18 protein-coding genes are annotated in these 19,085 nt (G+C 69.8%); 12 read left to right on the top strand and 6 right to left on the bottom strand.

Translation table 11 applies throughout. The annotated features are described in order from the left end of the window. The first annotated feature begins 135 nt into the window (after positions 1-135). The 3 genes from hflX (at position 136) to ACFWF2_RS09330 (ending at position 3,399) form a co-directional block, all read left to right on the top strand. Positions 136-1,569 (top strand): GTPase HflX, encoded by a 1,434-nt coding sequence (gene hflX, locus ACFWF2_RS09340; RefSeq protein ID WP_379306291.1) that lies wholly within the window; start codon positions 136-138, stop codon positions 1,567-1,569. Positions 1,570-1,696: 127 nt separating this feature from the next. After that, complete coding sequence (locus ACFWF2_RS09335) at positions 1,697-2,569, top strand: lysophospholipid acyltransferase family protein (RefSeq protein WP_379306263.1); 873 nt, start codon at positions 1,697-1,699, stop codon at positions 2,567-2,569. Positions 2,570-2,646: 77 nt separating this feature from the next. After that, positions 2,647-3,399, top strand: a complete 753-nt coding sequence (locus ACFWF2_RS09330; protein WP_379306261.1) for a pirin family protein — start codon at positions 2,647-2,649, stop codon at positions 3,397-3,399. Between the two features lie 9 nt (positions 3,400-3,408). Here the strand turns inward: ACFWF2_RS09330 and lexA are convergent, their stop codons facing one another. Next, positions 3,409-4,047 carry a transcriptional repressor LexA gene (lexA, locus tag ACFWF2_RS09325; protein ID WP_379306289.1) on the bottom strand — a complete coding sequence of 213 codons (639 nt, stop codon included), beginning with the start codon at positions 4,045-4,047 and terminating at the stop codon, positions 3,409-3,411. 305 nt (positions 4,048-4,352) lie between these two features. Here lexA and ACFWF2_RS09320 point away from each other — a divergent pair, with 305 nt between their 5' ends. The 3 genes from ACFWF2_RS09320 to nrdR all read left to right on the top strand — a co-directional run bounded on the left by ACFWF2_RS09320 (position 4,353) and on the right by nrdR (position 6,897). Beyond that, positions 4,353-4,994, top strand: coding sequence for a hypothetical protein (locus ACFWF2_RS09320; RefSeq protein WP_379306259.1), 642 nt, complete (start codon positions 4,353-4,355; stop codon positions 4,992-4,994). Between the two features lie 152 nt (positions 4,995-5,146). Next, complete coding sequence (locus tag ACFWF2_RS09315) at positions 5,147-6,370, top strand: hypothetical protein (protein WP_379306257.1); 1,224 nt, start codon at positions 5,147-5,149, stop codon at positions 6,368-6,370. Between the two features lie 56 nt (positions 6,371-6,426). Continuing rightward, the gene (nrdR, locus tag ACFWF2_RS09310; protein WP_189024082.1) at positions 6,427-6,897 is read left to right on the top strand and encodes a transcriptional regulator NrdR; all 471 of its coding nucleotides are present in this window, start codon (positions 6,427-6,429) and stop codon (positions 6,895-6,897) included. A 3-nt stretch (positions 6,898-6,900) separates the two neighbouring features. Here the strand turns inward: nrdR and hrpA are convergent, their stop codons facing one another. Further along, positions 6,901-11,139, bottom strand: a complete 4,239-nt coding sequence (gene hrpA / locus ACFWF2_RS09305; protein WP_379306254.1) for an ATP-dependent RNA helicase HrpA — start codon at positions 11,137-11,139, stop codon at positions 6,901-6,903. A gap of 192 nt (positions 11,140-11,331) precedes the next feature. On the opposite strand from hrpA, the gene ACFWF2_RS09300 reads away from it, so the two are divergent. Further along, on the top strand, positions 11,332-12,036 hold the full coding sequence (locus ACFWF2_RS09300) for a Pr6Pr family membrane protein (protein ID WP_379306252.1): 705 nt from the start codon (positions 11,332-11,334) through the stop codon (positions 12,034-12,036). Between the two features lie 54 nt (positions 12,037-12,090). Beyond that, positions 12,091-13,314: an aspartate aminotransferase family protein gene (locus ACFWF2_RS09295; protein ID WP_379306250.1), complete on the top strand. Its 1,224-nt coding sequence runs from the start codon at positions 12,091-12,093 to the stop codon at positions 13,312-13,314. Here ACFWF2_RS09295 and ACFWF2_RS09290 read toward each other — a convergent pair. Next, entirely contained in the window at positions 13,295-13,813 is a 519-nt protein-coding gene (locus ACFWF2_RS09290; RefSeq protein ID WP_379306249.1) for a GNAT family N-acetyltransferase, read from the bottom strand. The genes ACFWF2_RS09295 and ACFWF2_RS09290 overlap by 20 nt on opposite strands. A gap of 117 nt (positions 13,814-13,930) precedes the next feature. On the opposite strand from ACFWF2_RS09290, the gene ACFWF2_RS09285 reads away from it, so the two are divergent. Continuing rightward, the gene (locus tag ACFWF2_RS09285) at positions 13,931-14,521 is read left to right on the top strand and encodes a DUF5134 domain-containing protein (RefSeq protein WP_379306247.1); all 591 of its coding nucleotides are present in this window, start codon (positions 13,931-13,933) and stop codon (positions 14,519-14,521) included. A 58-nt stretch (positions 14,522-14,579) separates the two neighbouring features. After that, positions 14,580-15,644, top strand: coding sequence for a hypothetical protein (locus ACFWF2_RS09280; RefSeq protein WP_379306245.1), 1,065 nt, complete (start codon positions 14,580-14,582; stop codon positions 15,642-15,644). A 2-nt stretch (positions 15,645-15,646) separates the two neighbouring features. Here the strand turns inward: ACFWF2_RS09280 and ACFWF2_RS09275 are convergent, their stop codons facing one another. The 3 genes from ACFWF2_RS09275 to ACFWF2_RS09265 all read right to left on the bottom strand — a co-directional run bounded on the left by ACFWF2_RS09275 (position 15,647) and on the right by ACFWF2_RS09265 (position 17,643). Beyond that, positions 15,647-16,348 (bottom strand): PhzF family phenazine biosynthesis protein, encoded by a 702-nt coding sequence (locus ACFWF2_RS09275; RefSeq protein WP_379306243.1) that lies wholly within the window; start codon positions 16,346-16,348, stop codon positions 15,647-15,649. Positions 16,349-16,473: 125 nt separating this feature from the next. Further along, entirely contained in the window at positions 16,474-17,013 is a 540-nt protein-coding gene (locus tag ACFWF2_RS09270; protein ID WP_379306241.1) for a carboxymuconolactone decarboxylase family protein, read from the bottom strand. A gap of 42 nt (positions 17,014-17,055) precedes the next feature. Continuing rightward, complete coding sequence (locus ACFWF2_RS09265) at positions 17,056-17,643, bottom strand: peroxiredoxin (protein ID WP_189024058.1); 588 nt, start codon at positions 17,641-17,643, stop codon at positions 17,056-17,058. Positions 17,644-17,751: 108 nt separating this feature from the next. Here ACFWF2_RS09265 and ACFWF2_RS09260 point away from each other — a divergent pair, with 108 nt between their 5' ends. Continuing rightward, positions 17,752-18,660: a hydrogen peroxide-inducible genes activator gene (locus tag ACFWF2_RS09260; protein ID WP_379306239.1), complete on the top strand. Its 909-nt coding sequence runs from the start codon at positions 17,752-17,754 to the stop codon at positions 18,658-18,660. A gap of 129 nt (positions 18,661-18,789) precedes the next feature. After that, the gene (locus ACFWF2_RS09255) at positions 18,790-19,026 is read left to right on the top strand and encodes a hypothetical protein (RefSeq protein WP_379306237.1); all 237 of its coding nucleotides are present in this window, start codon (positions 18,790-18,792) and stop codon (positions 19,024-19,026) included. The last annotated feature ends 59 nt before the right edge of the window (positions 19,027-19,085 follow it).

Below are 19,085 nucleotides of genomic sequence, written 5' to 3'. Positions count from 1 at the left end.
CAGCATAGAAGGCGTATGACGAAACCAGACACCCCCACAGAGCCCACCTCGGCCGAGCACACCACCGCGGCCGATCCCGACGTGGCCGCCGACCGCGGCGACGTCGACGACGCGCTCGCCCGCCACGCGGCCCGCATGCAGCGTCCCGGCTGGGCACCCGAACCCACCGTCGGCGAGATGCAGCTCGACGAGCGCTCCTCGCTGCGCCGTGTCGCCGGGCTGTCCACCGAACTCACCGACATCACCGAGGTCGAATACCGGCAGCTGCGCCTGGAACGGGTCGTGCTGGTCGGTGTGTGGACCACCGGCAGCTCCGCCCAGGCCGAGGCGAGCATGGTCGAGCTGGCCGCCCTCGCCGAGACCGCGGGCTCCGAGGTTCTCGAAGGCCTGATCCAGCGCCGCGACAAGCCGGACCCGGCCACCTACATCGGCTCCGGCAAGGCCGAGGAACTGCGCACCGTGGTCCTCGACACCGGCGCCGACACCGTGATCTGCGACGGTGAACTCACCCCCGCGCAGCTGACCGCGCTGGAGAAGGTCGTCAAGGTCAAGGTCATCGACCGCACCGCGCTGATCCTCGACATCTTCGCCCAGCACGCCACCTCCCGCGAGGGCAAGGCCCAGGTCGCGCTCGCGCAGATGGAATACATGCTGCCGCGACTGCGTGGCTGGGGTGAATCGATGTCCCGGCAGGCCGGTGGTCGCGCCGGCGGCAACGGTGGTGGTGTCGGTCTGCGTGGTCCCGGTGAGACCAAGATCGAGACCGACCGCCGCCGCATCCGCGAGCGGATGGCCAAGCTGCGCCGCGAGATCCGGGAGATGAAGACCGCCCGCGACACCATGCGTGCCCGGCGCGCGGGCAGCGGCGTCCCCGCGATCGCCATCGTCGGCTACACCAACGCGGGCAAGTCCAGCCTGATGAACGCGCTCACCGGCGCGGGCCTGCTGGTCCAGGACGCGCTGTTCGCCACCCTGGATCCGACCACCCGCAGGGCCGCGCTCGACGACGGCCGCGAGATGGTGTTCACCGACACCGTCGGCTTCGTCCGCCACCTGCCGACCCAGCTGGTCGAGGCGTTCCGCTCGACCCTGGAAGAGGTCACCGGCGCCGACCTGCTGCTGCACGTCGTCGACGGCTCCGATCCGCTGCCGCTCGAACAGATCAGGGCGGTCCGCGAGGTGATCACCGACGTGATCAAGGAGCAGGGCGCCGCCGCACCGCCGGAACTGCTGGTGGTCAACAAGATCGACGCGGCCGACCCGAACGAGCTCACCCGGCTGCGTGGGCTGCTGCCCGACGCGGCCTTCGTCTCCGCGCAGACCGGCGCCGGGGTGGAGGAGTTGCGCGAGCGGCTCTCGGAGGTACTCGGCGGGCTCGATGTCGACATCAGCGTGCTGCTGCCTTACAGCCGCGGCGATCTGCTCGCGCGCATCCACGCCGACGGCCGGATCATCTCCGCCGAGCATGAAGAAGGCGGCACCCGGGTCAGGGCGCGCGTGCCCCAGGCACTGGCCGCACCCCTGTCGGAATACGCCCATTCGGGTCCGGCCGAAGTCGTGCCGAGCTGATCCGACCAGCCGGATTTGCCGCGGGGTAGCGGCCAAGATCGATGCGACACAGCCATTTTCGGGCGCTATGGTCGATTGTCGACAGCAGGAGGGTGTTATGTCGAATGACCAGCGGGGTCCAGAGAGTGTGACAGAGAACAGGGCGGGATCGGTCGAGCAGGGCGACCGGATCCTCTCCGACAACGCGCCGTTGAACCCGACGCCGAGCGAGTGGGAGATCCGCGCGTTCGAGGCGGTGTTCGCGCCGGTGACCGCGTGGGCGAGCCCGCGGTTCTACGGCCTGGACAACATTCCGGCCGAGGGCCCGGTGCTGATCGTGGCCAACCACAACCTGCTCGGCGGGATCGATGCGCCGCTGCTGATGCCTGCGATCCTGCGGGCACGCGGGCGGCTGGTGCGCGGGCTGGCCGAACATGTGCTGATGGTGCCGGGCGTGCGCCATCTCCTGCACCGCTTCGGCGCCGTGCGCGGGACGCGCAACAACTGCCTGGCGCTGCTCGAGCAGGGGGAAGCGGTTGTCGTGTTCCCCGGTGGCGGCCGGGAGGCGATCCGCCGCAAGGGTGAGAAGTACGTGCTCAAGTGGGAGGGCAGGACCGGGTTCGCGCGGATGGCGATCCAGGCGGGGGTGCCGATCGTGCCGCTGGCGATGATCGGCGTCGACGACGCGTTCGACATCGTCTTCGACGGCCAGCATCCGGTGATGCGCCCGCTGCGCTGGACGTGCAGCCTGCTCGGCATCAACCCCGAGCTGAACCCGCCGATGGTCAAGGGCATCGGCCCGACACCGCTGCCGCGACCGGAACGGTTCTACTACTCCGCGGGCGCGCCGATCGACCCGACGCCGTGGCTCGAGGCCGAGGATCTCGATGCCGCGGCCGCCGACTTGCGCGATGTGGTCCGCAAGGGGCTCGAGGAGGAACTGGAGTTCCTGTTCAACGAGCGTGACCGCGATTCCGGTCGCACCCTGGTCGGCCGTCTGCGCGGCGCCCTGCCGTTCTGAGCCGGTCCGGCGCTGCGGAATGTCCGCGGCGCCGACCGCGTTACCCGCTATACGGACCCAAGTCCGGATAGCGGAAGGTGGCGACGATGGTGACTGCCCAGGTTCAGGTGGTGCCCGGCGCGGACCGCGCGCACTGGTGGAACGAGTGGCTCGACTCGCGGCAGTCGTTCCCGGCGACGGGCAATTTCGCGCTCGAGGACCATGCGCACGGTCTGCTTCTGGTGCACAACGAGGACACCGTCGGCCCTGGCGAGGGCTTCGACACCCATCAGCACCGCGACACCGAGATCCTCACCTGGGTCCTGGAAGGCACGGTCGTCCACCAGGATTCGGCGGGCCATTCGGGCATGATCCATCCGGGGCTGGCGCAGCGGATGAGCGCGGGCACCGGCATCCGGCATTCCGAACGCAACGGCGCGGGCTACCGGGAGCGCGAACGCCTGCACGTCGTGCAGATGTGGATTCCGCCGGATACCCCCGGCGTCGCGCCGAGCTATCAGGAACTCGACATCGAGGGTGACCTGCGCCGCAACACCCTGGTCCCGGTCGCCTCCGGCATGCGGAAGTACCGCGGCGAGGCCGCGATCGGCATCGGCAACCGCCATGCCGCCTTCCATGTGGCGCGACTGGATCCCGGGCAGGCGATCACCGTTCCCGACGCGCTCTACGGCCACGTGTTCGTCGCGCGCGGCTCCGTCGACTTCGAAGACAACGGCACCCTGGAACAGGGCGACGCCGTGCGCCTGACCGCCGCCGGCGGCCATCGCGTCACCGCGCTGACCGCCGCCGAGCTGCTGACCTGGGAGATGGACGCGTCCGTGCGCCGCTGAGCGCGATGCTCAGATCTTGCGGATGACGGTGACGACCTTGCCGAGGATTTGCGCGTCGTTGCCCGGGATCGGTTCGAAGTGCGGGTTGTGTGGCATCAGCCACACGTCCTTGCCGGTGCGCTTGAACGTCTTCACGGTCGCTTCGCCGTCGATCATGGCGGCCACGATGTCGCCGCCCTCGGCGACGTTCTGCTGCCGGACCACGACCCAGTCGCCGTCGCAGATGGCCGCGTCGACCATCGACTGGCCGACGACCTTCAGCAGGAACAGTGAACCGTCGCCGACGAGCTCGCGGGGCAGCGGGAAGACGTCTTCCACGGCCTGCTCGGCCAGGATCGGCCCACCGGCGGCGATCCGGCCGAGGACCGGGACGAAGGTCGGTGTCGGCCGGTTCGTGTCGACGTCGTCGGCCGGTTCGGGCAGCGTGGTCACCGAGCGGACCGCCTCGTCGAGACCGCGGACGTTCACCGCGCGCGGCCGGTTCGGGTCGCGGCGTAGATAGCCCTTGCGCTCGAGCGCCCGGAGTTGATGGGCCACCGAGGAGGTGGAGGTGAGCCCGACCGCGTCGCCGATCTCGCGGATGCTGGGCGGATAGCCGCGTTCGGTCACCGAGGTGCGGATGACGTCGAGGACCGTGCGCTGACGCACGGTGAGATCCGCGCCGGATCCCGATGTGACGGTGCCGGTAGCGCTTTCGTCACCCGTGTCGTCTGTGTGGGTCACCGTGTCCCGCCCTTTCGCTGGTCGATTTCGCCTTTCCGAGGCTAGTCGTGCCACGCCGAAGTATCAAACATCTGTTCGAGCATGTCGGGCGTTTCGTGCTGACATCGCCGTCGCGGCGTGGTAGAAATCGAACATCAGTTCGTCGCACACATGTTCGAACAAAGTGTGACACAGCGGCTTCACCAGCTATTCCTTCAGCAGCGGAGCACACCACCCCGGAGGTTCTTCCGATGAGCACAGCGACCAGCGCCCTGCAGTCCTACGACCCCGCCGCCTACCCCGAGCCGATCGCCCGGCGTCGCCGCAGCACCCGTGCGCGGCGGCCGTTCTCCCTCGTGCGTGGCGTGGGCGGCAGCCCGGTGGTGCGTCGTGCTGCCCAGCCCGCGATAGTGCGTCCCGAGAGGTCGCGTGGGCCTGCCGCCGAGGTGTTCGCCGCTTATGGAACGGACGGATTGGCCGCCGCGCGCGGGGTGCTCGCGGAGGCGGCGGCGCGGCCCGCCGACGCGGCGCTCGATATCGCCTTCGCCACGGTGCCGCAGACGGATTCGCCGCGGCCGCGGGTCGCGCGTGCGGCTCGCGCCGATCGTGGCCCGCGGGCGGCCGGGTCACGCAACGAGGCGGCGCTGTACGCGCGCGTCGGCGGTGTGCGGCCCGCCCGCGGCGTGCATCCGATGCGCCGGGTCGAGCAGGCGCAGCTCGGGTTCGCGGCACTGGCCGTGGCGGCGCTGGTGACCGCGCTGATCGTCGTCGCGTTCCTCGGCCTCGCGCACATGCGCGCCGGCAGTTTCGGCGACCGGTTCGATCCGGCGACGTCCGGGATTTCCGGGCAGGTCGACGCCCCGTCGGGCGGACTGTCCGGGACAGTTCGATAGTACGAAAAGGCCTGCACAGGAACGGTTTCCGCGTGTGATTCACGACCTGACCGGCCGATGGGCTGAACGAAAAGCACACCAAAACTAGAACGCGTTGCTACGGTGACGTGCATCCTGAGCCGGGGCGGGTACGGCCCCTCGGCCGAATCCGGATGCGAGGTCACGTGCGCCGCTGCTCGATCGCCCTGCTGCTCAGTCTCGTTCTCGGCGCGGTGCTTGCGCCCGCCGCCGACGCGAGCCCCGCGTACGCGGACTACCTCGATCTTCCCGCGGTCAATGCCGAGGGCGAATTCGGCGGTGGCCTGCATCCGGCGCTGCCACTGAGCGAACCACCGCTGCGGGCCGCGCTGACGCAGGCGAGGGCCGACGGCATCGCGCCGATGCGCTATGGCACGCTGCTGCACCAGTATTGGCTCGTCGTCTCCACCGGCAACGCGGGAATCGACCTCGCCACCTGGGATCCCGCTCGCGGCACCGCCGCCAATTCGGCGACCTTCGCCCAGGTGTACGTCAACTATTTCCGCATTGCCGCCGCCCGCCCCGACTTCTACTGGGCAGGCCTGGCCGGCATCGCGGGCGGCTCGTTCGCCTCCGGCTTCTTCGACGTCGGCGACATCGGCACGGTGCTCTCCGTCGGGGGAATCCACGAGCTCGGCACCGCCGTCGCCGACCTGCTGCGAGCCACCCCACCCGAACTCGTCGCCGCGATACCGGCCGACATCGCGCGCCTGGCCGCCGACGGGCCGCGATTGACCGCCGCCGACCTGGCCTGGTACCAGCACCGGCTGATGATCATGCAGAAACACATCTTCACCGACCTGGTGTCGATGCACGAGGCCTACCTCGCCGAGGGGATGGCGGCCATCGACGAGATGTTCGCGGCGGGCGTGATCGACGACGACGTCCGCACCGCCTGGACAGGCATCGACGGCGGCACCGCGGCGGGCCGCGCGGACGCGCTGGTCCGGATGACCGACCGGGAGCAGAACCACATCGTCGCCGATCAATGGGACGTGACCGCGGCCGGTCGCGACGGCATGGGCCGGGTACTCACCTACGTCACCACGGTCGCGGGCAAACCGGCGGTCCCCGGTGTCCGCGCGCCCGGGGTGTACGCCCCCGTGACGGTGCGGGCCGGCGGGCTCGGCCTGCGGATGCCACTGCCCGACTTCAACTGGGCCGACCGCGACGCACGCTGGTCCTACATCACCGCCGATCTGGTTCCCCGCCATCTCGACCTCGCCACCGACATGGCGCACGCGGTGACGGTGTACTCCGAGCCCTTCCCCGCCAAGCTCACCCGCGGCCGCATGCTGGGCCGCCTACCGGAGCTGATCGCGGACCTGACCACGCAGTGGCAGGTGGTGCACCAGTGACAGGTATTCTGTCAAGTGCCATGGAGTAGACGTCGTATCGACGAAGGAACCCTCGGATGCATTGCCCGTATTGCCGACACCCTGACTCGCGAGTCGTCGACTCGCGTGAAGTCGAGGAGGGCACGGCGATCCGCCGTCGGCGGTCGTGTCCGACCTGCGGTCGCCGGTTCACCACCGTCGAGACCGCGATCCTGTCGGTGGTCAAGCGCAGCGGCGTCACCGAGCCGTTCAGCCGCGAGAAGGTGATCGTCGGTGTCCGGCGTGCGTGCCAGGGCCGTGAGGTCGACGACGACGCGCTGAACCTGCTCGCCCAGCAGGTCGAAGACGCGGTGCGCGCCAAGGGATCTCCCGAAGTGCCCAGCCACGAGGTGGGTCTGGCCATCCTCGGCCCGCTGCGCGATCTGGACGAGGTGGCCTATCTGCGGTTCGCCTCGGTCTACCGATCCTTCACCAGCGCAGCCGATTTCGAACGCGAGATCACCGAGATGCGCAAGGCGCGGGCGGCGGCGGTCGCCGCGACCGACTGACGATCAGCGCCGGATCGCGCCGATCGCCTTCTCGATCCGCTTGGCCGACACCGGGTACGGCGTGCCGATCTTCTGCGCGAACAGGCTCACCCGCAGTTCCTCGATCATCCACCAGATCTCGGTGACGTCGCGCGCGTTCCTGCGGCCGTCGGGCAGGCTGCGCACCAGCTTGTCGTAGGCGGCCAGCATCCGGTCGACCTCGGCCATGCCCTGGCGATCACGCACCGCCGAGCCGGGCAGCGATTCGAGGCGTTGCGCCGCGGCGAGCAGATAGCGGGGCAGTTCGCGCAGCCGGGCGCGGCCCCATTCGGCGACGAAACCGGGGAACAGCAGGTCGTCGAGCTGCTGGCGGACATCGTCGGCGATATCGGTCTCGGCGGTGTCGGCCAGGGCGGCACGCGCCTGATGCGCGGCCGACAGCACGGGCGCCACCGCGCGGATCAAGCCGGTGACCGCGGTCGCCAGCTGGGGGCGGACGGCGGCGACCAGCTTGTCGAACGCCTCGGGGGTGCGCACGGGGCCACCGGCGGCCGCGATGAGCTCGTCGGCGGCCGCGATCCGGCAGTCCTCGACCAGCTTGTCCAGGGAGCCGTCGGGATTCTGGCTCAGGGCCAGCCGGTCGGCGGCAGGCAATCCGGCGGTGACCGCGCGGGTGGACGTCGGGATCGCGGCCAGCAGCAGGGTACGCACCCCGGCGCGCATGGCGGCGGCCTGCTCGGCGGGAGAACTGAGCACGCGCACGGCCACACCCTCGCCCTCGGGCACCAGCGCCGGGTATCCGGTCACCGTCTGACCGGCCACCTCGCGCCGCACTGTCGGGGCCACCGCGCCGAGGGATTCGGAGGTCCAGACGGTCGCGGGTGCGCGTTCGGCGCCTGCGGTGGCGCGGGCGACCGAGGCGGAAACCTGCTCGGCCAGTGTCGATTTCAGCTGCGCGAGGTTCTTGCTCTTGGCCAGTACCGTGCCGCGCTGATCGACGGCGGCGAAGGTCATCCGCAGGTGATCCGGCAGCGCGGTGGAGGGCAGGTCGTCGGCGGAGATGGTGACCGAGCCCAGCCGCGAGAGTTCCCTGGACAGTCCGGTGCGCAACGGCTCGGCGCGCGGGGTCAGCTCGCGCAGCGCCGCCGCGGCGAAGTCGGGCGCGGGAACGACCGTGCGGCGCAAGGCCTTCGGGAGGGTCTTGATGTAGGCGGCCGCCAGTTCCTCGCGCATGCCCGGCACCAGCCAGTCGAAGCCGACGGCCCGCACGTGCGCGAGTTGCTCGACCGGGATCCGCACGGTCACGCCGTCGTCGTCCTGGCCGGGCTCGAACTGGTAGGTCAGCGGGAAGCTGAGTTCGCCCTGGCGCCAGGCGTCGGGGAAGTCGGTCGGGTCGAGCGCGGCGGCGCCCGCGTTGACCACGGTGTCGGTCGAGAAGTCCAGCAGCGCCGGGTCGGTGCGTTCGGCCTTGCGCCACCAGCTGTCGAAATGGCGCACCGAGACGATATCGGCGGGCAGGCGCTGGTCGTAGAACTCGAACAGCACTTCGTCGTCGACGAGGATGTCGCGGCGGCGGGCCCGGTGCTCGAGATCGGCGACATCGTCGATCAGGGCGCGGTTGCGCGCGAAGAAGCCGTGCCTGGTCTGCCACTCGCCCTGGACAAGGGCGTGGCGGATGAACAGTTCGCGGGAGAGCTCGGGATCGATGCGGCCGTAGTCGACCGGTCTGCCCGTCACCAGCGGTACGCCGTAGAGCGTGGCCCGCTCGTAGGCGCGGGCCGCGCCCCGCTTGGACGACCAATGCGGCTCGGAATAGGTGCGCTTCACCAGATCGCCCGCGAGCCGCTCGGCCCACTCGGGTTCTACCTTCGCCGCGATCCGGCCCCACAGCCGCGACGTCTCGACCAGCTCGGCCGCCATGACCCAGCGCGGCGGCTTCTTCGCCAGCGAGGAGCCGGGGAAGATCATGAACTTCGCGTTGCGCGCGCCGAGGAATTCCCGCGACTCCGCCTCGCGCACACCGATATGCGACAGCATGCCCGCCAGCAGCGATTGGTGGATCTGCGCGCTGGGCCACGGCATCGCCGCCTCGGCGTCCGCCGCGGCCGACTGTGCCGACCCACGAACGGCTTTCGTCCCGGACGTGCTCTGGCCCGAACGCGGCTCCGGCTGCGGTGCTTGCCGCGCCGCGTCGTCACCGCGTCCACGCCGGGAACGGCCGCCTTGCTGCCGTGCCGGCTCCGGCGTTCGCTCGTCGCGCCCTGCCGATTGCGGTGCGCCGTCGGGAGCGCGCCCCCGGCCGCGGCGGTTCCGCTTCGGGCCCGCGCCGTCCTCGACCGCCGGGGGATTGTCCGGGTTCGCCCGCTGCGTGCCCGCGTCGTTCCAGCCGAGCCCGCGGGTGATGGTGCGCAGCTGACCGTGTAGATCCTGCCACTCCCTGATCCGCAGGTAGTGCAGGAACTCGTCACGGCACATCCGGCGGAACTGGTTGGACGACAGCGACTTCCGCTGCTCGGTCAGGTAGTCCCACAGCCGCAGATAGGCCAGGAAGTCCGAACCGTCGACGGTGAAACGGGCGTGCTGGGTGTCGGCGGCCTGCTGATGGTCGACGGGTCGTTCGCGCACATCCTGGATCGACAGCGCGGCCACGATCACCAGCACCTCGTCCAGGCACCCGTTGCGATGCGCTTCCACGAGCATGCGCGCCATCCGCGGGTCGACCGGCAGCTGCGCCATCTCCCGGCCGATCGGGGTGAGCGTGAGATGCCCGCCCGAATGCGCTTCGCCGTCAACGGCTTTCGCGCTGCCGTGGGCCAGCGCGCCGAGTTCCTCCAGCAGCGCGATGCCGTCGCGGATGGCGCGGCGATCGGGGGCCTCGACGAACGGGAAGCTTTCGATGTCGCCCAGGCCGAGCGCGGTCATCTGCAGGATGACCGCGGCCAGATTGGTGCGCAGGATCTCCGGTTCGGTGAACGCGGGCCGCGACTCGAAATCGTCCTCGGAGTACAGCCGGATACAGATGCCGTCGGCGACACGACCGCAACGGCCCGACCGCTGCCGTGCCGAGGCCTGCGAGACCGGTTCGATCGGCAGCCGCTGCACCTTGGTACGCATCGAGTACCGCGAGATGCGTGCTGTGCCGGGGTCGATCACGTAGCGGATGCCGGGCACGGTCAACGAGGTCTCGGCGACATTGGTGGCCAGCACCACCCGTCGGCCGGTATGCGGAGCGAAGACCTTGTGCTGCTCGGCGGCGGACAGGCGCGCGTACAGCGGCACGATCTCGGTGCGGGGCAGTTTCAGGTCGCGCAGCGCGTCGGCGGTGTCGCGGATCTCGCGTTCGCCCGACAGGAACACCAGCACGTCACCGTCGCCCTCGGCGAACAGCTCGGTGACCGCGTCGGCGATGGCGTCGGTGGGATCGCGATCGACGACGCGGGTGTCCTCCTCGTCCTCGTCGTCGGAACCGGGCAGCTCGAGCGACAGCGGGCGATACCGCAACTCGACCGGATACGACCGGCCCGACACTTCGACGATCGGCGCGGGCGTGCCCTGCGCGTCGGCGAAATGGCGGGCGAACAGTTCGGGATCGATGGTCGCCGAGGTGATGATCACCTTGAGGTCGGGGCGCTGCGGCAGCAGCTGTTTGAGATACCCGAGCAGGAAGTCGATATTGAGGCTGCGCTCGTGCGCCTCGTCGATGATGATCGTGTCGTAGCGGCGCAGCATCCGGTCGCGCTGGATCTCGGCGAGCAGGATGCCGTCGGTCATCAGCTTGACCAGGGTGCGGTCCGAGGCCTGATCGGTGAAGCGGACGGTGTAGCCGACCACGTCACCCAGTTCGGTGCCCAGCTCCTCGGCGATGCGTTCGGCGACGGTGCGCGCGGCCAGGCGGCGCGGCTGGGTGTGCCCGATGGTGCCGCGGATACCGCGCCCGAGTTCGAGGCAGATCTTCGGGATCTGGGTGGTCTTGCCGGAGCCGGTCTCGCCGGCCACGATCACCACCTGGTGCTCGGCGATCGCGGCGGCGATGTCGTCGCGGCGCGCGGAGACGGGCAGTTGTTCCGGATACCGGATCGACGGAACCGCCGCGCGGCGATGGGCCACGCGGGTCGCGGCGGCGGCGATCTCGGCGTCCAGCGCGGGCAGATCGTCGGGGCGCGCCCGGTCGAGCTTGCGCCGGAGCCGGTGTTCGTCGCGCAGCGAGACCTCCGCCAGGCGGGTGCGCAGCGCGCGGGTTCCGGTGCTAGCTGTCCTGGTCATTGCGCCTACCAGCGTAGCGAAGCCCGCCACCGGTTTTCCGCTCGCGCTCCCTGTGCGCGGGACGGCGGAGACCAACGACACACCGTGACACCGTTCGGTCGCGTCCGCGCGTCCGGTCCGCCGTCCACGACGCGTCGGCCCGCCGACGTTCAGCTCCACGTCCACGACGGTGCCGCGTGCGAAGATCCGGGCATGGGCGAGCACAGCGATTCGCGAACCGTCACCGCCGCCGCGGGCGTACCGGAGCGAACCGCGGGCACGGCCGCGGTGGCGACAGCGTGGTGGATCAGGGCCTACCGCATCGGTTTCGGGGTGCTCGGGGCGGTCACCCTGCTCTGGATTCCACTGCGCAACGCCGACTCGGCGACCTTCTCGCTGACCAACTATCTGAGCTACTTCACCATCGAGTCGAACATTCTCGGCGTGGCCATCCTGCTGATCGGTGGGCTGCTCGCACCGCAGAGCCACCGCTGGCAGCTGCTGCGCGGCGCGGTGACGCTGTACATGCTCATCACCATGGTCGTGTACGCCGTGCTACTGGCCAATATCGACGTGATGCTGACCGACAAGTGGATCAACGACATCATGCACCGGTACCTACCGCTGGTGCTCGTCCTCGACTGGATGCTGGTCGCGATGCCGCGGCGGTTGCGCCCGAGCGCGCAGCTGATCGGGCAGTGGCTGATCTTCCCGTTGATCTACGGCGTCTACAGCCTGATCCGCGGGCCGATCGTCGACTGGTACCCGTACCCGTTCATCGATCCGCGCCAGCAGGGCTACGTGTCGATGGCTCTCGGATTGGTCGTGCTGACCCTGGTGTTCGCGGTGCTGGCGGTTGCCATGGCGTCGCTGGGCGACCTGCCGGCCTGGTGGCGGGAACGCAAGTCCGAGGACTGAGACATCCGCGAGTCCGGCGAGCGCGACCCGGCCGGTTCGGGTATGTGTGGAGCCATGAATGCGCTCTGGCATGGATTCGCGGATATGGGCGCCGTCACTCGTGACGGTGCGTTCGTCGTCGCCCGCGGCGACGGTGCCTACGTCTACGACACCGCGGGCACACGGTATCTCGACGCCACGGCCGGGCTCTGGTTCGCCAACGTCGGGCACGGTCGCGCGGAGATCGCCGACGCCGTCGCCGAGCAGTTGCGCACCATCGCCCACTACTCGAACTTCGGTGACCTCACCGAACCGCCGACGCAGGAACTCGCCGAGAAGCTGTCGGCCATCGCGCCGGTTCCCGGCAGCAAGATCTTCTTCACGTCCGGCGGCTCGGACTCGGTGGAGACCGCGGCCAAACTGGCGCGCCGGTACTGGCACGAACTGGGCCGCACCGACAAGAAGATCCTGGTCGGCCGTCGCCTGGCCTACCACGGCATGCACTACGCGGGCACCTCGATCGGTGGGCTCGCAGGCAACACCGAGGGCTACGGCGAGCTCGTCGCCGACACCCGCACGGTCGAATGGAACGACGCGAAATCGCTGCTCGCCCTGATCGAGGAGATCGGCGCCGAACAGATCGCGGCGTTCTTCTGCGAGCCGATCATCGGCGCCGGCGGGGTGTATCTGCCGCCGCAGGGCTACCTGGCCGAGGTGCGCCAGATCTGCCGCGATCACGACATCCTGTTCGTCGCCGACGAGGTGGTGACCGGCTTCGGCCGGATCGGCGGCACCTGGTTCGCCTCGACCCGGTTCGACCTCGAACCCGACCTCGTCACCACCGCCAAGGGCCTGACCTCGGGCTACCTGCCGATGGGCGCGGTGTTCATCGCTCCGCACCTGGCCGAACCGTTCTTCGCCGGTGGCGTGTGGTGGCGCCACGGCTACACCTACGGCGGGCACGCCGGCGCGGCCGCCGCTGCCCTGGCCAACCTCGCCATCATCGAACGCGAGGGACTGCTCGAGGAAGCGGCCCGGCTGGAGAGCACGCTGCACACCCTGCTCGCTCCGCTGGCCGACCATCCGCGCGTCGCCGAGGTCCGCAGCGGAATCGGCGCCGTGGCCGCGGTCCAGCTGGCCGACCCGTCCGAGGGACCCGCACTGGTGAAAACCCTGCGCGAACACGGCATCTCGGGCCGCGCCGCCGGACAGGGCGCGATGCAGATCTCACCGTCGTTCGTGATGACCGATGCCCAGGTCGCCGACCTGGTCGAGGGCTTCACCCGCGCGCTGGGCTGACCTCTGCCGCGAGTGTGTGCGTGAAGAACTGGCTGTACGGGTCGAGGACGTAGTCGGCGAAAGGCTCGCACTCGGTGAAACCGTGGCGCAGGTAGAGGCGGCGAGCAGGCGCGAAGTACTCCTGTGACCCGGTCTCCAGGCTCAGCCGGGTGTATCCGCGTCGTCGTGCCTCGTCGACGATGTGGGCCAGCACTCTCGCGGCGACCCCGCGGCCGGTGAATCCGTCGGCGGTGCGCATGGACTTGATCTCGCCGTGGCGTCGGTCGAGTTGCTTCAGCGCCCCGCAGCCTGCCAGTTCGTCACCGGCCCAGGCGCTCCACACCGTGACCGCCGGATCGCGCAAGGCGGTCAGGTCGAGAGCGTGCATGCTGCAGGCGGGGGAGTTGGCGGCCATCTCGGTGTGGTGGCCGGTCAGCAGGTCGCGGATCGGGGCGCCGGTGAGGTCGTCGACCGTGACGCGCACCGCCTGCATCGAGTTGACGGACTGTGCATCGGACATCGGTCCATGATCCGTCATCGCTATGACGACGACGTTGCCCGGGTGAAAACGCGCCCGCGGGCGCCGTGTCGATGCGAGCATGGTGAGGCTCGGGTGGCGACTCGAAGGTGGTGGGGTGTGGCCGAATTCGTTCAGGACAATGCACTCGTACGCTGGCCGGTGGTCGCCGCGTTCGTCCTCGCGATCCTGATCGTCTCGGCCCGATTGACCAGGCGGCCACCACCCACCCACCGCGTCGACGCCGCGGCCGACAGCGCGCACCTGCTGATGTGCCTGGTGATGCTGGCCATGCTGGTGTTTCCCGCCGCGACCGACCCGCACGCCGTGCGTGGGGTGCTCACCGCGCTCACCGTGGCCTTCGCGATCCTGCTGGCCGAGCGCGTCGTGCGGCGGCGCACCGGCGCGACGGCGGCCTCCGCCGGGGTCATGGCGATCGGGTACCACACCGTGGCCGCGGCAGCCATGCTGTACGCGATGGCCGGTCACGGCGGCGACCACGCGACCGGTCCGGCGCCCTGGCCCGCGTTCGCCCTGGCCGCCCTGTTCACGGTGGATGCCCTGGTCGCGGTCGGCACCGTCGGTCATGGCCCCCGCTGGCACCGGTTCGTTCACCCCGCAGGCGCCCACCCGCTGACCTCGGCGCTGGTGCCCCACGTGGTGATGGATATCGGTACCGCGTTCATGTTGATCGCCGCGATCGGCCGGTGAATACCGATCCACAACCGCTCTTGCTGCGAATTGCCCTTGTGTGGACAGGAATTCGACGATGAATCGGCAGCGCGGTCCCGATCCGGCGCCGGGTGGCGTCGCGCTGCCCGATCCCGAGTTCCCGTCCGGCGCCGACGATCGCGACACGGTGCGTGAGCTGTACCGCGCCACCGGCGCCGCCGCCTTCGGGCTCGCGCTGCGCGTCCTGCATCGCCGTGGCTCGGCCGAAGACGTTGTCCGCGAGGGGTATCGGCGCCTGCGTGTCGCGCCGTGGACGGCCGACACCGGCGCCACCACCCTCGCCGCCACCGCGCCGGTCGTCGATTTGCCGCCCGTCCCCGACCTCGGGACACCGTGGGGCCGTTCGGCCTTCGCTGCCCGGCTGGGGACCGAGACCGACACCACATCCGGCCGCGGCGCCGTCTACGACGGTGATTGGACCGGACCGGGCGCCGAGCACCCCGGCGAATCCCTGCCGGCGTCCGCGTGTGCGGGCCGTGACGATGCGGTGTTCAGCGCCGACCAGACGTGGCTGCTCGCCCAGATCCATCGGCTCGCGGTGCAGCGGCTACGGCTGGACCGCCACGACGGCGACGAGGTGCCCTGGCTCGCGGCCTCGGCTCGCCTCGGCTTCGCCGATCCGCTCGACAGCCATTGCGAAGTGTTCGTGCTCGCCTACTACGGCGGGCGCACCTACCGGGCGATCAGCCGGGAACTGGGCCTGCGCGTGCCGGTCGTCACCCGGCTGCTCGCCGAAGGTGTCGAACGGCTCGCCGAGCAGCGGATCGTCCGCGTCGGCAGCACCCGGACCTGGTGCCCGCCGGGCTCGATCCTGGCCCTCGCCGACGCCTACGCGCTGGACGCGGTCGCCGAACTCGAGTATCACCACATCGAGAACAAGCTCGCCGCGATCGCCCCGCACCGGCTCGCCCAGTTCGCCGCCCGGGTCCGCGGCGTGCACGCCATGCTCGCCCGCCTGGCCGTCGACGACCGGCGCACCCCGCCACGGCATCTGGAGGCCCGCATCCTCGCCGACCTGAGTGCCGCCGAGGCGCCACGGCGCGGACACTGGACCACCCGGCCACCGTGGTTGCGCCGCTTCGGCGGCCAGCTCGGACAGTGAGGTCAGAGCACGACCACGTGGTCCTCGGCGACCCGGCCGCCCAGCCGCACCCAGCCGTCGGAATCCCATTCGGTGTAGAGCTGCGAGCCCTGGCCCTGGGTCACCACCAGCCCACGCCGCAGCCGCCCGGTGAGCGCGACCGCCGCCGCCCCGGTCGCCTCGTCCTCGGCGACGCCCATCGCCGGCGCGAACATCCGTGACCGCAGCGCCCCGCGCGGCTCGTCGGTCCACACCCAGAAATAGTGCTGGCCCTCGGTGACGTCGCCGGGCTGCAGCAGCGCCAGTTCCTCGACCGAATCCAGTTGGTGAAAGGTGAAGTCCGGCGCCCACTCGGCACGGGCGGTGATCCAGGTGATGCCGTCGGTCTGGTCGACGGTGACCGGACCCGCCGTCTCCTGCAAGGTGTGCACCGGCGTGCGCCGCGCCGCCAGCCACCACGCGGTGCCAACGCTCGGGTGGCCCGCGAACGGCAACTCCACGAGGGGTGTGTAGATGCGGACCCTGGCGACGCCGTCGACGGGATCCTCGACGACGGTGGTCTCACTGAAGCCGAGGCGCGCGGCCAGCTCCTGCTTGTCGAGCGCGACGACATCACTCGCGCGGGCGATACCGAGCGCGTTGCCGAGCTGTCCGGCGGGGTCGGTGAACACTCTGACGACCTCGACCTGGATATCCGGGGCTTCGGGCACCTCGTGTGCGTTCATGATCGCGAGCCTACCGGCCGGGTCACGAGGCCGACAGGACCGCGCGAGCCCGGTCGTGTCCTTGGGAAACGACCGCGGCCCCCGGATCGGAGAAGTCCGATCGGGGGCCGCGGCGACACGGTGAATCAGACGGCGGCGGCCGCCAGCGCCTCGGTCGACTGCACCGCCTGGCCGACACCGGCGACGATGGCCGCCGCGCGCAGCGACTCGAAGATCACCTCGCGCGACACACCGGCCTCGCGCAGCGTCTTCTCGTGTGCCTCCAGGCAGTGGGCACAGCCGTTGATCGAGGACACCGCGAACGACCACAGCTCGAAATCGGCCTTGTCGACGCCAGGGTTGCCGATGATGTTCATCCGCAGGCCCGCGCGCAGGTCGTCGTAGCGACCGTCCAGGAACGCCTTACCGCGGTAGAACACGTTGTTCATGCCCATGATCGACGCGGCGCCCAGCGCGGCCTCGTAGGCCTCGGCGGAGAGCACATCGGCGGCTTCCTCGGCGATCTCGCGCAGGGTGGTCGCCGAGCGGGTCGCGGCGGCCGAAGCCAGCAGGGTGCCCCACAGCTGCTGCTCGTTGAGCACCGTGGTGCGGGCCAGCGAGGACAGGTTGAGCTTGAGGTCCTTGGCGTACTCGGGAAGGGAGTTCTTCAGGTTCTCGATGCTCATGACAGTGGGGCTCCTCTGGGGTGAATCGGTGGGAAGGGTGGATCAGACGCTGGCCGAGAGCAGTTCGCCGGCGTTGATCGTCGGGTCGCCCTTCTTCCAGTTGCAGGCGCACAGCTCGTCGGACTGCAGGGCGTCGAGCACGCGCAGCACCTCGTCGACATTGCGGCCGACCGAACCGGCGGTCACCGAGACGAACTGCACCTCGTTGTTCGGGTCGACGATGAAGGTGGCGCGATCGGCGACCCCGTCGGCGTTGAGAACGCCGGTGGCGGTGGCCAGTTCACGCTTGAGGTCCGACAGCATCGGGAAGGGGAGGGTCTTGAGGTCCTCGTGCTGGGCGCGCCACTGGAAGTGCACGAACTCGTTGTCGACCGAGGCGCCGAGCACCTGGGTGTCGCGGTCGGCGAACTCGTCGTTCAGCTTGCCGAACGCCGCGATCTCGGTGGGGCACACGAAGGTGAAGTCCTTGGGCCAGAAGAACACCACGCGCCACTTGCCCGCGTAGTCGTCGCTGGTGATCTGGGTGAAGTAGTCGTCGGGCTGCTGCGCGTCGACCTTCGACAGGTCACCTCCGATGACGGCCTTGAGGTTGTATGCCGGGAACTGGTCGCCGATGGTCAGCAGAGCCATGCGCGTCTCCTCATTCGTGGTGTGGTTGCTCATCGTGTGAGCTCGTCGGTGATCTTGCCGAAAGCGTACTGAAAGGTAAAGCCGATTGCTTGCCCTACACTGATAGGCGTGACTGATCAGACTTATCAGCCAACCCTGTCGCAGCTGCGTGCGTTCGTCGCCATCGCCGAATACCGGCATTTCGGCACCGCCGCAGCGCGTTTGACTGTGAGCCAACCCACGTTATCGCAGGCACTGGCATCACTGGAAAACGGACTGGGGCTCCAGTTGATCGAGCGCAGCACCCGGCGGGTGCTCGTGACCGCGGCCGGGATGCGACTGCTGCCCCAGGCGATGGCGACGCTGGAAGCCGCCGACCGGTTCGTGGCCTCGGCGACCGGTGACGGCCTCGGCGGCGTGCTGCGCCTCGGCATCATCCCGACCGTTGCGCCGTACGTGCTGCCGGAGCTGCTGCCCGAACTGCGCCGCAAACTGCCCGGCCTGGTTCCGCACGTGGTGGAGGACCAGACCTCCCGGCTGCTCGAGGGCCTGCGCACGGGTGTTCTCGACGTCGCGCTGCTCGCCCTGCCCACCGGAGCGCCGGGGCTCGTCGAGATCCCGCTGTACTCGGAGGAATTCGTGCTCGTCACCCCGCGCGGGCACGAGTTGGCCGGGCGCACCGACCTGGCCGCGCCGGTGCTCGCCGGCATGCCGCTGCTCCTGCTGGACGAGGGGCACTGCCTGCGCGATCAGACCCTGGAGTTGTGCCGCAGCGCCGAGGTGCATCCCGGTGCGGTCGGCGACACCCGCGCCGCCTCGCTGACGACGGTGGTGCAGTGCGTGGCAGGCGGTCTCGGCGTCACCCTCATTCCGGAGATGGCCGTGGCCACCGAAACCGCGCGCGGCACTCTCGATACCGCCCGCTTCGCCGATCCGGCGCCGGGGCGCACCATCGGTCTGGCCTACCGCGGATCCTCGGCGCGGGCCGAGGATTACGAATACCTTGCCGCAGTGATTCGATCGAAGCGACCCTTCTGATTTTATATGCACTAACTATTTCATCTGTTCGAACGACGCAATTCCCGTCCGCGAGTGCTGTTCTTGATTACGGTGACGGTCCCGCCACGGGGTCGGCACGACAAGTGTGCAGCAGTCGAAGGAATGGTCATGTACAAAGTTCGTTCAACCATCGCGGTGCTCGCGTGCGCGCCGCTGATCGCACTCGGCACCGGCGTAGCCGGCGCAGCACCCGCGGCGGATCCTGCCCCCGTCCCCGTCGCACCGGTGCCCGTTCAGGTAGAGCCCGTAGTGCTCTCGCCGTTCATCACGATCCCCCTCGCCTTCCTCGGGTGTCTTCCGGTCCTGGTGACGGTTCCGTTCCTCTACCCGGTGTGCGTGGTCTGACACGCTGATGCCGGTACCGACGAGGAACATTCGAGCCACTCCCGCACGACAGTGCGGGA

The organism is Nocardia sp. NPDC060259 (assembly GCF_042728775.1).
Taxonomy (GTDB): domain Bacteria; phylum Actinomycetota; class Actinomycetes; order Mycobacteriales; family Mycobacteriaceae; genus Nocardia.
This window is presented reverse-complemented; position numbering and strand designations above follow the sequence as displayed.